Origin of the sequence: Arthrobacter oryzae (genome assembly GCF_030718995.1) — a bacterium.
Classification (GTDB): Bacteria; Actinomycetota; Actinomycetes; order Actinomycetales; family Micrococcaceae; genus Arthrobacter; species Arthrobacter oryzae_C.
In genome coordinates this window covers 2261462-2278565 of record NZ_CP132204.1, presented here as the reverse complement: position 1 = coordinate 2278565, position 17104 = coordinate 2261462, and the positions used below count along the sequence as shown (strand labels likewise).

The window sequence follows — 17104 nt, the reverse complement described above, 5'->3', positions numbered from 1 at the left end:
CATGCGGGAGCACAGAGCGCGAACAGACACTTAAGCCCCGGATTCCAGGGCCGCAAGTGTCCGTTCGCGCTGTTGCCCGGTTAGAGCCGGGTGTCGAAGGAATCGCAGAAGACGTTCTCGTTAAACGTTCCCTGGAATTCAGACCTCCCCATGATCTTTTCGATGGTCGCCCGAATGGCCTCGGGCGACCCTGCGTGGGCGTGGATGGCCGTCTTCACCATCGGCACGTCAATCAGGTGGTTGGGCTGGTTGAGCGAGACGAACACGGTGGGCACCTCGGTGACATACCACGGGATCTCCGCGGCCATCGGGGTGGACCACTTGATCCGGATGGCAGCCTCCTGGGCGAAACCCTTCACATTGGCGAACACAAAGGCGGCGTCGTACTTGTCCGCGTAGTCGCCGGTGGCCTCCTCCGAGATGACGGACATGAAGTTCACGCCCGTCTCCCCTGCCGCCTCGCGCTGGTCCGCGGTCTTGAACAGGTGCACTTCGAAGCCGGCGTTTTCCAGCTCCGCCTTGACGGTGTCCAGGTATGCCAGCGGATCAGCCCGGGTGAAGTCCGCGCCGCCGGAGATGCCGTACAGGCGGATCCGCTTGTGCGTCTCCGGCGTGATGGGCAGGTTGTGCGCGGTGTCCTTGACCAGGGTGACGGTCTTGTCCGCGATCCCGGCCGCGATGGCGCGGTGCGCGTCGCTGCCGATCACGGCGAGTGCTTCGGCCGGCGGGACGAGCTCGCCAACGTGCTTCCGGTGCAGGCCCAGCGACGCTTTGAGGGCCAGGATCCGGCGCAGCGCATCATGCAGCCGCTGTTCGCTGATGACGCCGGACTTGTAGCCGTCAAGCATGTACTGGAAGTCCTCGGCAGGGTTGCGGAAGAACAGGAACATGTCGCAGCCGGCCGCGATGGTGGCCGGCACCAGGTCCTTGCGTTTCATAGCCTGGGTGAGGCCGATCATCTGCGAGGCGTCGGTGAGGATCAGCCCGTTGAAGCCGAGCTCGCCGCGGAGCAGGTCCTGGAGCAGTTCCGGCGCCAGCGTTGCCGGCAGGATGTCCTTGTCCGCCAGGCCGGGCCGGAAATGCCGGGACAGTTCCGGCGCCCCGATGTGGCCGATCATGATGGACTGCACGCCGTGGCCGATCATTTCCCGGTACACGTGCCCGTAGCTCCGGTTCCACTCCTCGTAGCCGAGGGTGTTGTAGGAGGTGACCACGTGCTGGTCGCGTTCGTCCATGCCGTCGCCGGGGAAGTGCTTCATGGCGCAGGCTGTGGGGGACTCGCTGATGCCGTCGAAGTACTCCTTGGCGCGCTCCACCACGATCTCCGGTGTGTTGCCGAAGGCCCGGGTGGAGATCACCGTGTTCCGCCAGTTGTAGTGGATGTCCACGATCGGCGCGAACGCCCAGTTACAGCCCAGCGCCGCGGTTTCCACGCCGGCAACCTGCCCCATCTGCCGGGCGATGGACTTGTCCGGATGCGAGCCGGCCTGCAGGTGCGTGGACACAAACGTGCCGTCGTCGCAGCTTCCGGCTCCCCCCATTTCCGGGTTCGAGGCCACCAGCAGCGGGATGCGGGTCCTGGACTGTGCGTAACGGATGTGTTCCTGCACGGCGGCGGAAGGGCCGGGCCGGTAGCGCATGCCGCCCACGTGGTAGTTCTCCAGCACACCGTCGAGGTACTCCGGGGAGTAGTCGTTGTTGTGGTTGATGAACAGCTGTCCGATCTTTTCCTCGAGGCTCATGCCTGCGATGGTGGAATCCACCCACGCCACGGCGTCGTCATCGAGGTTGAACGGCGCGGCCTGAAGGTCGACGTCGAACTGGCGCGGCTGGGTGCCCGCGGCACCGGCGCTGTTTCCGGCGGCGTTCACGACGGCGGCAGCGTTCAAGAGGGCAAGGCCCTCGAGCGCTTCGGTCACCACCTGCTGCACCGGAGCGGCGATGTCCACCACGATGCCGGCTTCGTCGGCGTCGAGCGGTTCCAGTGTTGCGAGCTGCGAATCAAGGAGGGCGGGCGGCATGAAGTGGCCCGAACGCCCTTCAGTCCGCGCCCTCAGTACCTCTTTGCTGCCGTGCAGGTGCAGGAACACGGTGTCCGGTGCCTGTTCGCGGATGGCGTCGCGGTAGCTGCGGCGGAGGGCCGAGCAGGCGAGCACCAGGCCGCCGTTTCCGGCGGCTGCGAGCTCGGCGCCGACCGTGGCCAGCCAGGGCCAGCGGTCCTCATCCGTCAGCGGCGTGCCGGCGGCCATTTTGGCGACGTTCTCCACAGGGTGGAGGGAATCGCCGTCGAGGAACGGTACGCCCAGTTCGCGGGCCACGAGGTCGCCGATGGTGGTCTTGCCGCAGCCGGAAACGCCCATGACGATGATGCGGTGTTTGCTGTTCACTGCCGGTGCCTCACCAGTCATGGACGGTGCCGTCAACGAGACGGTTGTAGGGCAGGTAGGCCTGCTGGTACGGGAACGCGGCTGCGGCTTCCTCGTTGAATTCGACGCCGATGCCCGGCTTGTCGCCCGGGTGCAGGTAGCCGTCCACGAACGTCATGGACTGTTCGAAGACCTCGTTGGTCTTGTCCGAGTGCTGCATGTATTCCTGGATGCCGTAGTTGTGGATGGCCAGGCCCACGTGCAGCTGCGCTGCGAAGCCCACCGGGGAGATGTCGGTGGGGCCGTGGAAGCCGGACTTGATCTGGTACTGCGCGGCGAAGTCCATGACCTTCTTCAGCGGGGAAATGCCGCCGAAGTGGGTGGAGGCCGCACGGACGTAGTCGATCAGCTGTTCCTTGATGATGGTCTGGTAGTCGTACACGGTGTTGAAGATTTCACCGATGGCCAGCGGCGTGGTGGTGTGCTGGCGGACCAGGCGCAGGGCTTCCTGGTTTTCGGCCGGGGTGCAGTCCTCGAGCCAGAACAGGTCATAAGGCTCCAGGGCCTTGCCCAGCTTGGCGGCTTGGATCGGGGTCATGCGGTGGTGGCCGTCATGCAGCAGCGGCAGTTCAGGGCCGAATTCGTTGCGTACGGCTTCGAACACGGTGGGCAGGTGGCGCAGGTAGGCGCGGGTGTCCCAGTCCTCTTCCACGGGGAACGCGCCGCGGCCGGCGGGCTCGTAGTCGTAACGCTCGCCGGAGGCCTGGGCCTGGGCGGCCACGCCGTAGACGGCCTTGATGCCGGGGACGGCGGTCTGGATGCGGACGGACTTGTAGCCCAGTTCCAGGTGCTCGCGGACAGAGTCGAACAGGGACGGGATGTCCGCACCGGAGGCGTGTCCGTATGCGCGCAGGCCGTTGCGGGAAGCACCGCCGAGGAGCTGGTAGACCGGCATGCCGGCCATCTTGCCCTTGATGTCCCAGAGCGCCATGTCCACGGCGGCAATCGCGGCCATGGTCACCGGACCGCGGCGCCAGTAGGAGCTGCGGTACAGGAACTGCCAAGTGTCCTCGATCCGGTGCGGGTCCTTGCCGATCAGCAGCTGCGCAACGTGTTCCTTGAGGTACGCGGCCACTGCAAGCTCGCGGCCGTTCAGGGTGGCGTCACCGATGCCGGTTACGCCGTCCTCCGTGGTGATCCGGAGGGTTACGAAGTTGCGGGACGGGCTTGTCACGAAGACTTCCGCGGCAATGATTTTCACAGCTTTTCCTTTCAAGCGGGGCTGAGGCGGGGAGTAGTGGGGGAACTTAGTTGGTGGTGGAAGAGAGAGGTTTGGCGGCGCCGTCGCTGGTGGCGCCTGCAGTGCCGGCGCCGTCGCTGGTGGCGCCTGCAGTGCCGGCACCTGAAGTGTCGGCGCCTTCTCCGCCTGCGTGGCGGGCCCGGATCTCGGTCAGGATCTCGGCGTGCATGGCATCGGTGAGTTTGTACTTGGACATGACCAGCACTGCCAGGATGGTCAGCACGGCCGGGAGGGCCCCCGCGGCGATCTGGATTCCGAAGATGGCCTCGGCAGTCTGTGCTCCGCCGGACTTGTAGCCGCCCAGGGCCAGGGCGTAGGCGGCGAGCGCACCGCCCACGGCCTGGCCGGTCTTGCGGGTGAAGGAGAACAGCGCGTAGGTGATGCCCTCGGTGCGGACACCGGTCTTCCATTCGCCGTATTCCACGGTGTCGGCTTCCAGGGCCCACACCACGATGTTGACGGCGAGGACGCCGACGAGGCTGATCAGCAGGCCGCTGAAACCGATCCAGACCTGGCTGGCGGGCGTGAAGAAGATGATGATTCCGCCCACCACCGTGACCAGCGACGAGTAGATGTACACGCGCTTCTTGCCGATGATCCGGACCAGCCTGGGCATGAAGCCGGCCAGCACGAAGGTGAGGACGAGCTGCGTGATGGACAGCACCGGGTACAGGTCCAGCCGTCCCAGGACGTCGCGCAGGTAGTACAGCTGCACCGAGGTCAGTGCGAGGTAGCCGGACAGGAAGAAGAAGGAGCTCAGGCAGAGCATCAGGAGCGGTTTGTTGCCCTTGAGGGTCTCCACGCTCTGCTTCAGTGTGACGTTGGGGACGGCGCGGTGGACCCGTTCCTTGGCGGTCAGGACCGTGAAGAAATAGAGGGCCGCGCCGATGACCACGAACACCAGGGTGATGGTGGTGAAGGTGCCCTGCAGGTCTGCTCCCGGCTTGATCAGCGGTGCCACGAAGATGCCCAGGCCGGAGCCCACCAGCAGTGCGCCGATCAGGCGGGCGGAGCCGAGTTTGGCCCGCTCCCCCGGGTCCTGCGTCATGGCGCCGGCCAGCGAGCCGTACGGAATGTTGACCAGGCTGTACGCCAGCCCGAGGGCCGCGTAGGTGACGTAGGCGTAAAGCAGGGTGCCCGATTCGCCCAACTGCGGGACGGAGAACGTTGCCACGCTCAGCAGGAGCAGCGGGATGGAGCCGAACATGATGAAGGGGCGGAACTTGCCGAAGCGCTTGCTGAACGCCCGGTCCACTACCCGGCCGGCAAAGACGTCGGCGAAGGCGTCAAAAATCCTCACGGCCAGCAGCAGGGTGCCCGCCGCGGCGGCGGAAATGCCGGCCACGTCCGTGTAGTACACCAGCAGGAACATGGTGGCGGTGGTGAAGGCGAGGTTGTTGGCTGCGTCCCCGGCGCCGTAGCCGATGATGCTTAGCTTGCTGAGTTTGCTGGGCTTATTCATGCTTGGGCTCCTTTACCCGTGCCTGCTCCGTGGAGCCGGCGGAAAAATGGTCACGTGCTAGGGGGTGGCAGTGCTGCCGTTCTTCGTGCCGGCCAGTGCGGTCCACCGCTGGCGCAGGGCGAAAGCGGCCGGTTTGGGCCGGCGGTCGCGGGTGAAGACGCCCTTCTTGTTGCCGTCCACGCGCATGATGCCGTTGGACGTCTGGAAGTCGGCGAAGTTCCAGACCTGCTCGCCCGCCATGGCGTCCACGCGGTCGAAGACCCGGTGGTACATGGCCAGGAAGGCGGCCTGGTATTCCTCGCTCCAGGGCTGCTCGTAAATGGAGTGGAAGCCGGGCATGGTGTCCGGCCCGTACTCGGTCATGATCATGGGCTTGCCGTATTTCGCTTCCCATTCGCGCAGTTCCTTTTCCAGGACCTGCTCCGCTGTTTCGAGGTCCCCGTTGTTCAGGTACCAGCCGTAGTAGCGGTTGAGCATGATGACGTCGAAGAGGTCTCCGAGGAGTTCCTTGTCCGGGGTGTCGAACATGACGTTGACGTAGCCGACAGGGCGGGTGGGGTCCAGTTCGCGGGTGAGTTCCGCCAGCGGCTGGAAGTATTCGCGGGCCCCTTCCTCGGAGCCGTTGGGTTCATTGGCGATGGACCAGAGGACCACCGAGGGGTGGTTCTTGTCCCGGGCCACGAGCTCGGTGATCGCCTGCCGGTGGTTGGCCGCGGTGTTGGCGTCCACGCCGCCGTCCTCGTAGGTCTTCTTCGCGATGCCGCCGAACACTGCACCGAAGCCGAGGTGGAGGCCCACCGCTGCCGTTTCGTCGATGACCACAATGCCGTGCCGGTCGGCGAACTCCATGACTTCCTCGGCGTACGGGTAGTGCGAGGTCCGGAAGGAATTGGCGCCCACCCAGTCCAGGAGCTGGAAGTCATTGACCATCTGGGCGTTGCTGTGGCCCTTGCCGACCGTGACGTGGTCCTCGTGCATGCCGAAGCCGGTGAAGTAGAACGGCTCGCCGTTAATGAGGAATTCCTTGCCGCGCACCTCCACTGTCCGGACCCCGACCGGCAGTGTGTAGCTGTCCAGCAGGCGTCCGCCGTCGCGGACCCGGACGGTGAGGCTGTAAAGGTAGGCTGCGCCGGGCCGCCAGAGTACGACGTCGTTGATCACCAGTGCGCCGGTGGCGCCGTCCGCGGCGGCCACTTCGACGCCGTCGGCATCGTTGAGCGTGACGGTCACCGTTTCGGTGCCGCTGCCGCCTGCGGTGGCGACGGTGTAGTCCACCGTGCCGGTGGCGCCGTCAAAGCCGGTGACCACGGTGATGTCGTCCACGGTGACGGCCGGGGTGCTGTACAGCCAGACGCTGCGGTGCAGGCCGGCGTAGTTGTAGAAATCGTGCAGGTAGGACTGCTGCCGGCGGCCGTCTTCGGTGACGGTGATGCTGCCGGGCGGGATGGTGGCCTGGGTGAGTTCGTTGTTGACCGAGATGGTGAGGCGGAACGCCTTGCCCGGGGTGACGTGGTCCGTGATGTCCACGCTGAAAGGCATGTAGCCGCCCGTGTGCTGCGCCACGAGGATTTCATCCACCCACACCATGCCTTCGTGCGTGGCCGAGTCGAGTCGCACGTGGATGCGCTCCCCCGCCCAGCCGCGCGGGACGCGGACTTCGCGTTGGTACCAGACGTAGCCCACGTGGTCACGGATGGCCTTGTCCGGGAAGACGTCGTTGTAGCTGGCGGGGACGCCCATTTCGAGTCCGGTGTCCAGGGGTGCCCTGAACCATTCCTCCCGGTGGCCGGCGCGGTCGAAGTCAACCTTGAACGCGTAGAGGCCGTCAAGGTTGACCAGTTCGCGCGTTTCGCTGGATTGGGGCTTCAGCATCTGGGGGTTCCTATCGCGTCTTTGCGGGCTGTGCCGGGAGGAGGAATCTGGAGACCGGGGGTGGCGCCGGTTTTGCTCTTGTTGTAATCCTAGTCACTTGGCAATCAAATGGCAAGCGGTTGCCATAAATTCGTTGAAAGTTCATTGAAAACACTGCTGCCCGGCCCCCTCGATGCGGGAGCCGGGCGGCAGCGCGTGTGCGGAGGACGCTAGGGGGAGACAGCCCGCTCCCCGAACGTTCCGCACAGGTCTTCGACCAGGGCCACGACGGCGGCGTCCCCGGCCAGGTTCGGATCCACCAGCGCCAGCAGGGCACGGATCCGGTCCGTACCGCTGAGGTGGTTGGCTTCTGCCACCTGGCTGGCCAGCGGATCCTGGAGCTCCGCCGCGGCAGCGCTGTAGTCCATCCAGGCGGCAATCATCAGCGCGGCAGCCGCACCGGACCTGCCCGCGGCACGTTCGGCCTGCAGCACCGGAACGGCGCGCATCCGCAGCTTGGTGCTGCCGTCCATGGCGATCTGCGCGAGGTGGTGGGCAATCCGGGCATTGCTGAAGCGTGCCAGCAGCGCGCGCCGGTACTCGGGGATCTGCAGGTCTGCGGTCCCCTCCGTGCCGGAAAGGTTCGCCTCGGCCTCGTCCCAGAAGCTTTCAACGGCCCGCAGGCACAGCGGGTCCGCCAGTGCCTGGGCCACGGTGGCGTGGCCGCGGAGCTGGCCCGCGTAGGCCAGGAGCGAGTGCGCGCCGTTCAGGAGCCACAGTTTGCGGTTTTCGTACGGCTCGATGTCTGCCACGAAGACCGCGCCGGCGTCTTCCCACTGCGGGCGTCCGGCGGGGAACTCACCGCTGAGCACCCAGTTGGAGAACGGTTCGGCCACCACGGGGGAATTGTCCCGGTAGCCGCACGCGGCCTGCACGGCGGCGATGTCCGCCTCCGTGGTGCGCGGGGTGATGCGGTCCACCGAGGTGCTGACGAAGCTGATGTTGGCGTCGATCCAGTCGGCGAGGTCCGCGTCCCAGGCCCCGGCCATGCCCGTCACGGCGTTGTGCGCGACGGTGCCGTTGTTGGAGAGGTTGTCGCAGCAGACCACGGCGAGTGGTCCCGCTCCGGCAGCCCGGCGGGCGGCGAGGGCCAGCACCAGCCGGCCCAGCGGCGTCGCCGGTTGTCCGTCTCCGGAGGCCAGCAGCGCAAGGTCGGCGACGACGTCGTGCGCCTTTCGGTCCAGCTGCCCGTCGGCGCCGAGCCGGTAAGCGGCTTCGGTGATGGTCAGGGTGACGACGGCGGTGGCGGGAGCCGCGAGCAGCTCCGCCAGCCGCTGGACGTCGGCACCGTCCACCGCTTCCACGATGCTGCTGACAACGGTGAACGAGTCACCGGCATCGGCCCGTTCCACCACGGTGTACAGGCCGTCCTGTTCAGCCAGGGCGAGGGCGGCGTCGGGGCGGCGGCCGGTGAAGGCGGCGATCCCCCAGTCCGCGGCGTCGCCCGCCTGGTGGGTGTACCAGGCCTGGTGCGAGCGGTGGAAGGCGCCCAGCCCCAGGTGCACGATGCGCACGGGAGCCTTTGCCGACGGGCGCAGGCTACGGTTCAGCCGGGGAAGTTCCACAGCGGGCTCTGCTTTTCCGGCATCTTCAGGTTGCAGGTCGATGCTCACAGTTTGAAGACCTTCCGGGGAGAGCCGTCCACGATGTCCACGATCAGTTCGTGGGCGCGCTCTTCGCTGACACGGTGCTCCGCGACGAGGCGGGCCAGGAAGGAGGCCTCGATCCGGCGGGAGGCGTCGTGGCGGGCGGGGATGGAGCAGAAGGCGCGGGTGTCGTCGATGAACCCGGACGAGCGGGAGAAGCCGGCGGTCTCGGTGACGGCCGAGCGGAAGCGCAGCATGGCGTCCGGTGCGTCCAGGAACCACCACGGGGCGCCCAGGTAGACGGACGGGTAGAAGCCTGCCAGCGGTGCCAGTTCGCGGGAGAACACGGTCTCGTCCAGGGTGAAGAGCACCAGGTGGAAGTCCTTGGCGGTGCCGAAGTCCTGCAGCAGCGGCCGGATCGCCTCGGTGTAGTTGACGGCGAACGGGATGTCGTGGCCGGTGTCGGCGCCGTAGTTCTCGAAGGTAGGGCCGTGGTGGTTGCGGTAGGAGCCCGGGTGGATGGTCATGACCAGGCCGTCCTCCACGGACATCCGCGCCATCTGGTACATCATGTGGGCTTCGAAATCCTCGCGGTCCTGCGCCGTCGCCTGGCCCGAGCGGGCACGCTCAAACAGCTTCGCCGCATCGCCGGCGTCGAGCTTGAGCGTGGCGGGCGTGCGGACCCCGTGGTCCGCGGACACCGCGCCGTGTTCCACGAAATAACGACGCCGGTTCTCCAGCGCAGTGATGTAGCCGGCATAGCCGCTGGCGCCGTCGCCCGCTGCCGCGATGAGCCGGTCAACATTCGCGGACCACTCGGGGTGCGCGATGTTCAGGTAGGCGTCAGGGCGGAACGTGGGCAGGACCCGTCCGTGGAACGTGGGGTCCTGGGCGATGGCCTTGTGGCTGGCCAGGCTGTCCAGGGGATCGTCCGTGGTGGCCAGGACCTCGATGTTGAAGTCCTTGAACAGCTGGCGGGGGCGGAAGCCGGGCTCCAGCAGCTTGGCGGAAATGGCGTCGTAGCTGGCATCGGCGGTCTCGGCGCTGATCTCCTGCGCCAGGCCGAAGACGCTGCTGAACTGGGTGCGGAGCCAGTAGCCGGAAGCGGTTCCTTCAAACAGGGGCCAGGCCTTGCAGAACTCGTGCCAGACGGCGCGGGAGCCCGGCTGGGTGGTGCTGGAAGGCCGGAGCTGGTCCAGCGGAACACCGCTGGCATGGATCAACCGGGTGACGTAATGGTCCGGGCTGACCAGCAGCGCTGCCGGGTCCGGAAAGGGCGTGTTCTGCTCGATGACTGCGGCGTCAACGTGCCCGTGCGGGGAAATGATGGGGAGGTCCTGGACGCGCTGCAGGAGGTCGCGCGCAATGCTGCGCGTTCCGGGATCCGCGGGCAGGAGCCGGTCTGGGTTGGCGGCAATCGACTGTGACATAGATCAATGGTCCGGCCTGCCTTAGGCCTTTGTCAACCGGTTGCCATTAATTGCCATTAAGTTGCGGGTGGGATGGGGGTCGCGACTCAGCCCGCGGGAAGGAGCCGTCCGCTCGAGCCCCGCAGCACCAGCTCCGTTTCGACCCGCAGGGTGCCCGCCGGCTCCCCCGTACCGTGCAACAGGTCAAGCAGCAGGGTGGTGGCGCCCGAGCCGCACTCCCCCAGGGGCGACCGCACGGTGGTGAGCGGCGGCGTCGTGAAATCCGCGCCGAAGATGTCGTCGAAGCCCACGATGCTGATCTGGTCCGGCACCACCAGGCCCGCGGCCTGGAGTTCCTGCATGAGCCCGATCGCCAGGAGGTCGTTGTACGTCAGCACTGCCGTCGCCCCGGTGGCCCGGACGTCGCGCGCCACCTGCCTGCCGCCGTCGACCGTGGGTTTGCTCGATTCCAGCCGTACGGCTTCAAGCCGGGACCATTCACAGGCGGCCTGCACGCCTTCCCAGCGCCGGGCGGACATCCAGGACTGCGGCGGCCCGGCAACAAAGGCAACCTTGTGGTGGCCGTTGGCGGCCAGGCTGCGCACTGCCTCGCTGATGCCCTTGTTGACGTCGGGCACCACACACGGAACGCCGTCCACCTCGCGGTTGATGACCACCACGGGCTTGTCCCGGGCCAGGGCGCGGATGTCGTCGTCATCCATGCGCGGGCTGGCCAGGATGAGGCCGTCAACGGTGGCCATCATCCGGCGGGCCGCAGTGAGCTCGGTAACCCCGGACTCGGCGGATTCGGCCAGCACCAGGGTGTAGTCGCGCAGCGTGGCGGTGGTTTGCGCCCCGCGGATGATGTCGAAGAACGTGGGGTTGGTGATGTCCGCGACAATCAGGCCGAACGTGTTGGTGCGGCCGGTGGGCAGGGCGCGGGCGAACGGGTTGACCTGGTAGTTCAGCTCGGCGGCCGCGTCCTCGATGAGTTTCTGCGTCTTGGCGCTGACCCGGCCCGGCTTGCTGAGCGCCCGGGAAACCGTGGACGGATTGACGCCGGCAACCTTGGCAATGTCGTAGATCGTGGCGTTGGATTTTCCGTCGCGGGCGTGCTTTTTGGCCGGACTGGCTGGTGCGGCGGCGTCCGGCGTCTTGGGTTCAGTCACCGCCCCATCCTAACGATGAAACAGCCCAACTAGGTCGCAGCAGGTGTCGTTTTGGGCGCCCAAAACGACACCTGCTGCTACCCAGTTGGGCCTGGTGGCAAGGGGCTAGCTGCGCTCGGCGAACTTGCCCTCGTCCGCGATGCGCTTGTTCAGCTCGGCCAGGAACACGTCCTCGTCGAAGTCCAGGCCCACTTCGGTGCCGGTCCAGCTGGACAGGTGGATGGCGTTGGCCAAGCGGACGCCGTTGATGCCGTCCGATCCCGGGGCCAGCAGCGGGGTGCCGTCCAGGATGTTGGCGGCAAAGTTCTCCAGGACGCCGGAGTGCTGCGCACCCCACGCGGACTCGAACTCGATGACCTCGGTGGTGTAGTACTGCTCGGGGTTCAGCTCGCCCATGAAGAGCTTGCGGACATCGTCCATGTCCATGGCGTCGCTGAGTTCGCGCTCGGGCTTCTTCAGGCGGGTCACGGTGGCCGTCTTGGAATTTTCGACGACGATCTTGCCCTGGTCGCCCAGGATCTCGAAGCGGTCGGTTCCCACGATGTCGTGCGTGGCGGTGACAAAGACGCCGGTGGCACCGTTGCCGTAGTCCACTACCGCAGTGACTTCATCCTCCACGGCGATGTCGCGGCGGAACCCGTAGGCAACCTTGGAGTAGACGGACTTGGGCACGCCGCAGATCCACTGCCACAGGTCCAGCTGGTGCGGAGCCTGGTTGACCAGCACGCCGCCGCCTTCGCCGCCCCAGGTGGCGCGCCATTCGCTGGAGTTGTAGTACCCCTGCGGACGCCACCAGTTGGTGATGATCCAGTTGGTGCGCCGGATGGCGCCGATCTCGCCGTTCTCGACGATTTCCTTCAGCTTCCGGTACAGCGGGTTGTTCCGCTGGTTGAACATGATGGCGAAGGACAGTTCGGGCTTGCCCGCGGCAAACTCGTTGAGCTCCTTGACCTGCTTGGTGTACACGCCTGCCGGCTTCTCCACCAGGGCGTGGATGTTGCGTTTGAGCGTCTCGATGCCCATTTCCGGGTGCAGGAAGTGCGGCACGCAGGTGACGACGGCGTCCACGTCGCCGCTTTCCAGCATGGCGATGTAGTCGTCATGGAAGGGGACGTCCGGGTAGGTGGCCGCGGCCAGTTCCTTCTTCGCGGGATCGGTGTCGCAGATGGCGCCGATTTCCATGTTCGGGACCAGTCCGTCCGAAATGAACCTGGCGTAGGCGCCGCCCTGCTGGCCCAGGCCGATGATGCCGAGGCGTACTTTCTTGCTCATGTGCTGATTCTCCGTTGTCAGTGGTGGCGGATCTAGAAAAGGTTCGAGTGGCCCATGGCAGTCAGGTTGTCGTAGGAGGTCTGAAGCGCGTCCCAGACGGTGCGGCCGTACAGCTCGTCCTGCTCCACCAGCATGTACTGGGCGCCGGCAGCCTCTGCGGCCGGGATGATCGATGCGAAGTCCAGATTGCCTTCGCCCACTTCGGCGAACTGCACCACGTTCCGGAACTCCGCCATGAAGCCCGCGAAGTCGCCGCTTTCCAGCATCCCGAAGGAGGCTTCCGGCATCTGGCCGATCCTGTAGTCCTTCAGGTGGACCATGGCGGTGCGGCCGGCGTACTTCTCCAGCGTGCGGACCGGGTCCAGGCCGCCGCGCTGCACCCAGTGCACGTCGATTTCCATGCCCATGGCCGGGGAGTTCTCGGCGATGACGTCCAGCATGTACTTGCCATCGAACTTCGCGAACTCGATGTGGTGGTTGTGGTAATACAGTCCGATGCCCTGCTCCTGCAGCCGCTCCGCGTACTCGTTGGCCTGCTTGGCGAAGTCCACCACGGCGTGGATCGACTTCATGGCCGGGAACGGCAGCATGCCGATCCGCAGGAGCCTGCTGTCCAGCCGCTTGGCGTCGTCCACGATCTTGTCAAAATCGTCCTTCAGCGAATCGGCCGGCATGCCTTTGGGGGTTTCCATCGCCACGGACAGTGCCGCAATGTCCATGCCCAGTTCACTGCGGGAACGGTCCAGCTCCGCAACGTTCTCCGGGGTCATCGGGATCTGGGAAATCTCGACGGCGTTGTAACCGATCGCGCTGACCTTGCGGAGCGTTTCGAACGCCCCGAGTTCGCTGAAGCTGCCTTTCAGCATCATCGCTTGTACGCCTATTTTGGCCACTGTGTTCCTCCGTAGTTATGCGTGTTGTGTTGCATCCGGCACCCGCCCTTAGGCGGGGGCGCCGGCCTGTTCCAGCTGCTGCCGCTGGATGTCCAGCAGCCGGTGGCGGTCCGCCCGGCGCTGTTCCTGGCGGTCCGGGTCGGGCACCGGGGACGCCAGCAGGAGCCGCTGGGTGTAGGGGTGTTCCGGGTCCCGGGTGACGACGTCGGCCGGACCCTGCTCCACGATCTCGCCGTGGTACATCACGGCAACGCGGTGGCTGATGTGCCGTACGACGTCCAGGTCGTGGGAGACGAACAGGTAGGACACGCCGGTGTCCTTCTGGATCTGCAGGAACAGGTCCAGTACACGCGCCTGGGTGGACAGGTCCAGTGCGCTGACGGGTTCGTCGCAGACGATCAGTTTGGGCGAGAGGGCCAGGGCCCGGGCGATCGCGACGCGCTGCCGCTGGCCGCCGCTGAATTCCCGGGGCAGGCGATGGATGGCGTCCGAGGGCAGTCCCACCTGGTCCAGCAGTTCACGGACCCGTTTCTTCGCCGCCGACGGTTCCATGCCCTGCACGCCGAGCGGTTCGGCCAGGATGTCGCCGATTTCCAGCGCCGGGTTCAGCGAGGTGTAGGGGTCCTGGAAGACCACCTGGAGGTCCCGGCTCAGGACGCGCCGCTGCCTCCGCGTGGCGTGGCTGATGTCCTTGCCTTCAAACATGATCTTGCCGCCCGTCACGGGGGCAAGGCCCAGGACGGCCCGGCCAAGGGTGGTCTTGCCGGAACCCGACTCCCCCACCAGGCCCAGGGTCTCGCCCCGGCCGATGGTGATGTTGATGTCCGTCAGGGCCCGGAACGGCTTGGCCCGGAACTTCTTGCTGGGGTATTCGACCACCAGGTTGTCCACCCTCAGGAGCGGGGTGGTTTCCTTGACTTCCACAGTGCTCACGCGACCGGCTCCTTCTGGCTGGATACAAGCATGGACATGGGGGTTTTGCCTTCAAGCATGGAGGCCAGGAGGGTCTGCGTGTACCGCTCTTTCGGGTTGCGGAGGATGTCGCGGACGGAGCCTTCCTCCACGAGCCGGCCGTTCTGCATGACGGCCACCCTGTCGCAGAGGTCCGCCACCACCCCGAAGTTGTGGGTCACCAGGATCACGCCGATGTTCAGGCGCTGCTGGAGTTCGCGCAGGAGGTCCAGCACGTCCGCCTGCACCGTGACGTCCAGGGCCGTGGTGGGCTCGTCGGCGATGACCAGGTCCGGTTCGCAGCTGATGGCACCGGCGATCAGCACGCGCTGGGCCATCCCGCCGGAGACTTCATGCGGGTAGGCATTGAAGGTCCGTTCCGGATTGGCGATGCCGACGTCGGCCAGGAGCTTCAGCGCCCGCTTGCGGGCTTCGTCCTTGCTGATGCCGAGCACCCGCACCATGGGCGTGACCAGCTGGTAGCCGATGGTGAAGGCGGGGTCCAGGTTGCTCATGGGTTCCTGCGGAATATAGGAAATCCGCTTGCCGCGCAGCGTGGACAGCCGCGCCTGGTTGACGCGTTCGTCGCCCGGGGCCACGGTGTAGTTGCCGTCGAACTGGATGGAGCCGGCCACGATGCGGGCGTTGTCCGGAAGCAGGCCCAGGATGGAGAAGGCTGTCTGGGACTTGCCGGAGCCGGACTCCCCCACGATGCCAAGGATCTCGCCGCGGTCCACGTGGAAGGAGACGTCGTCCACCACCTTTTTGATGGAACCGTCAGCCTGCGGATAGCCGACGCCGAGATTGGTCACCTTCACCAGGTGGTGCTCGGTGCCGGCGTCCACGGCGGCAACCGCCGCCTTGCGTGACGGGCGCACCGTGGCGGATGCCGCCGTCGTGCTCGCTCCCGTGCCGGGCGCTGCCTGTTTCTTGCGGTGCTTGATCTTTTCCCCGTCCTCCAGGGCATCGCGGATGGCGTTGCCCAGCAAAACCAGGCCGCCGATGGTGAGTGCCATGGCGAGGGCGGGCCAGAAGAGCAGGGTGGGAGTCAGGTAGACGTTCTTGAAGCCCTCGGAGAGCATCACGCCCCAGGTCGCTTTGGAAGGATCGCCCAGGCCCAGGAACTCGAGCCCGGACTGGATAGCGATGGCCACCCCGGCAATGGCCGCGGTCTGGATGATGATCGGGGCGCGGACCACGGAGAAGATGTGGCGGGCGATGATGCTCCAGTCCGAAAGCCCGGACACCCGGGCGGCGTCAACGTAGAGCTCGTTACGGACGGACTGGACGGCGGTGCGCGTCAGCCGGAAATACGCCGGGCTGATGAGGATGCCGAAGGCAATCATCGAGATCCAGACCGAGGGGCCGAAGGCGGCCCGGATGGTGAGCAGCACGATGAGGCCGGGAAGGCTCATGGTGATGCTGACAACCCAGTTGGAGACGGCCTCGAACGTGCCGGAGTAGTAGCCGGCGATCAGCCCGGACGGCAGGCCGATGGCGATGGCGACGCCGGCGCAGAGCAAAGCCGACAGCAGCGTCAGCTGTGCACCGAAGAGCAGGCGGCTCCAGACATCGCGGCCTGCACTGTCCGTGCCGAGGATGTTCACCGAGTCGGGCGCGGCCAGGGTCTTGGCAATGTTCGCGTAGTTCTCGTCGAACGGCGCCAGGACGGGGGCAAGGAGTGCGAGCAGGGAGATGGTCAGCAGGATCAGCAGCGCAGCGATGCCGAGAGGGTTCCTGACCAGGCGCTTGAAGACGTTGGAGCGGACCACCGTGCCGGATTGGCCGGCCTGCATCGGGGAGGCAGCTGCGGTGACCGCGGCCGTTTCTACAGAATCGCTCATGACACACGCACTTTCGGATTGAGCCAGCCATTAAGGATGTCCACCAGCAGGTTCACCACGATGACGACGACCACCGTGTACATCACGACGCCCATCACCACCGGAAGATCCGTCTGGGTGGTTGCCGTGACCGCCAGCGGTCCCATGCCCGGGAGGGCAAAGATCTGCTCGATGATCACCACGCCGCCCAGCATGCCGATCAGCTGCAGGCTCAGCACTGTCAGGCCAGCCGGGGCGGAGCTGCGCAGCACGTGCTTGAACAGGATCTCGCGCTCTCCGATGCCCCGGCTGCGCAGGGTGCGGACGTAGTCCCGCTCAAGCTGTTTGATGACGGCGCTACGGATTTGCTGCGCGCCGCCGGTGACGCCGTTGATCAGCAGGGCGATCACCGGCAGGGACATCGAATAGACCCAGGCGTCCGCGCCGGAGTCCGGTGAAATGGTGCTCGTGGCGGGGAAGAGGCCCAGCTGGATGGCCAGGACGGTGACCAGGATGACGCCGATGACGAACCCCGGGACGGAGTCGCCGATGATGGCGCCAACCTGGACCGCCCTGTCCACCCAGCCGCGCTTGACTGCGGCGGCCACACCGATGAGTGCGGCACAGATGGCGATCAGGATCATTGCGGTGAAGACCATGGTCATGGTGACCGGAATCCGGCTGGCGAGGGAGTTGGCCACCGGTTCGGAGGTGAACCATGAGGCACCAAGGTTCCCCGTCAGCGCATCACCCACCCACGCGAAGTAGCGGACAACGAGGGGCTGGTCCAGCCCCAGTTCCTGTTCCTTCAAGGCCACCTGTTCAGCGGTGGCCTGATCGCCCAGGATGTTCCGGGCGATGCTGCCGCTGGACATGTACAGCAGGAAGAAAGTGAGTGCCGAGACAACAAACAGCACCACCACCCCGCTGCCCAGCCTTTTCGCAATGAACCTGATCATGGT

The 17104-nt window shown here is 66.1% G+C and carries 12 protein-coding genes; all 12 read right to left on the bottom strand.

All coding sequences use genetic code 11. The annotated features are described in order from the left end of the window. Window positions 1-80: 80 nt before the first annotated feature. The 12 genes from Q8Z05_RS10515 to Q8Z05_RS10460 all read right to left on the bottom strand — a co-directional run bounded on the left by Q8Z05_RS10515 (window position 81) and on the right by Q8Z05_RS10460 (window position 17101). On the bottom strand, window positions 81-2360 hold the full coding sequence (locus Q8Z05_RS10515; RefSeq protein ID WP_371745975.1) for a gluconokinase, GntK/IdnK-type: 2280 nt from the start codon (window positions 2358-2360) through the stop codon (window positions 81-83). Between the two features lie 37 nt (window positions 2361-2397). Further along, window positions 2398-3627: a D-mannonate dehydratase ManD gene (gene manD / locus Q8Z05_RS10510; RefSeq protein WP_305943393.1), complete on the bottom strand. Its 1230-nt coding sequence runs from the start codon at window positions 3625-3627 to the stop codon at window positions 2398-2400. Window positions 3628-3673: 46 nt separating this feature from the next. Continuing rightward, window positions 3674-5128, bottom strand: coding sequence for a glucuronide transporter (uidB, locus tag Q8Z05_RS10505; protein ID WP_305943392.1), 1455 nt, complete (start codon window positions 5126-5128; stop codon window positions 3674-3676). Window positions 5129-5185: 57 nt separating this feature from the next. Then, window positions 5186-7000, bottom strand: coding sequence for a beta-glucuronidase (uidA, locus tag Q8Z05_RS10500; protein ID WP_305943391.1), 1815 nt, complete (start codon window positions 6998-7000; stop codon window positions 5186-5188). A 209-nt stretch (window positions 7001-7209) separates the two neighbouring features. Beyond that, a complete protein-coding gene (locus Q8Z05_RS10495; RefSeq protein WP_305943390.1) occupies window positions 7210-8652 on the bottom strand; it encodes a mannitol dehydrogenase family protein in 1443 nt (480 codons plus the stop codon). Beyond that, window positions 8649-10055 carry a glucuronate isomerase gene (gene uxaC, locus Q8Z05_RS10490; RefSeq protein WP_305943389.1) on the bottom strand — a complete coding sequence of 469 codons (1407 nt, stop codon included), beginning with the start codon at window positions 10053-10055 and terminating at the stop codon, window positions 8649-8651. Before uxaC ends, Q8Z05_RS10495 begins: the two co-directional genes overlap by 4 nt. Before the next feature lie 86 nt (window positions 10056-10141). Further along, window positions 10142-11203: a LacI family DNA-binding transcriptional regulator gene (locus tag Q8Z05_RS10485; protein ID WP_305943388.1), complete on the bottom strand. Its 1062-nt coding sequence runs from the start codon at window positions 11201-11203 to the stop codon at window positions 10142-10144. Between the two features lie 105 nt (window positions 11204-11308). Beyond that, window positions 11309-12475, bottom strand: coding sequence for a Gfo/Idh/MocA family protein (locus Q8Z05_RS10480; RefSeq protein WP_305943387.1), 1167 nt, complete (start codon window positions 12473-12475; stop codon window positions 11309-11311). A 32-nt stretch (window positions 12476-12507) separates the two neighbouring features. Continuing rightward, window positions 12508-13344, bottom strand: coding sequence for a sugar phosphate isomerase/epimerase family protein (locus Q8Z05_RS10475; protein WP_305943386.1), 837 nt, complete (start codon window positions 13342-13344; stop codon window positions 12508-12510). 72 nt (window positions 13345-13416) lie between these two features. Next, on the bottom strand, window positions 13417-14292 hold the full coding sequence (locus Q8Z05_RS10470) for an ATP-binding cassette domain-containing protein (RefSeq protein WP_305943536.1): 876 nt from the start codon (window positions 14290-14292) through the stop codon (window positions 13417-13419). Between the two features lie 5 nt (window positions 14293-14297). Next, window positions 14298-16163, bottom strand: a complete 1866-nt coding sequence (locus Q8Z05_RS10465; protein ID WP_305943385.1) for a dipeptide/oligopeptide/nickel ABC transporter permease/ATP-binding protein — start codon at window positions 16161-16163, stop codon at window positions 14298-14300. Next, a complete protein-coding gene (locus Q8Z05_RS10460; protein WP_305943384.1) occupies window positions 16160-17101 on the bottom strand; it encodes an ABC transporter permease in 942 nt (313 codons plus the stop codon). Before Q8Z05_RS10460 ends, Q8Z05_RS10465 begins: the two co-directional genes overlap by 4 nt. Between the last annotated feature and the right edge of the window lie 3 nt (window positions 17102-17104).

Coding starts and splice junctions, on each gene's coding strand:
- uidA (WP_305943391.1), bottom strand. CDS start 7,000: ATGCTGAAGCCCCAATCCAGCGAAACGCGCGAACTGGTCAACCTTGAC.
- Q8Z05_RS10515 (WP_371745975.1), bottom strand. CDS start 2,360: ATGGGCGTTTCCGGCTGCGGCAAGACCACCATCGGCGACCTCGTGGCC.
- uidB (WP_305943392.1), bottom strand. CDS start 5,128: ATGAATAAGCCCAGCAAACTCAGCAAGCTAAGCATCATCGGCTACGGC.
- Q8Z05_RS10465 (WP_305943385.1), bottom strand. CDS start 16,163: ATGAGCGATTCTGTAGAAACGGCCGCGGTCACCGCAGCTGCCTCCCCG.
- uxaC (WP_305943389.1), bottom strand. CDS start 10,055: ATGTCACAGTCGATTGCCGCCAACCCAGACCGGCTCCTGCCCGCGGAT.
- Q8Z05_RS10475 (WP_305943386.1), bottom strand. CDS start 13,344: ATGATGCTGAAAGGCAGCTTCAGCGAACTCGGGGCGTTCGAAACGCTC.
- Q8Z05_RS10460 (WP_305943384.1), bottom strand. CDS start 17,101: ATGATCAGGTTCATTGCGAAAAGGCTGGGCAGCGGGGTGGTGGTGCTG.
- Q8Z05_RS10480 (WP_305943387.1), bottom strand. CDS start 12,475: ATGAGCAAGAAAGTACGCCTCGGCATCATCGGCCTGGGCCAGCAGGGC.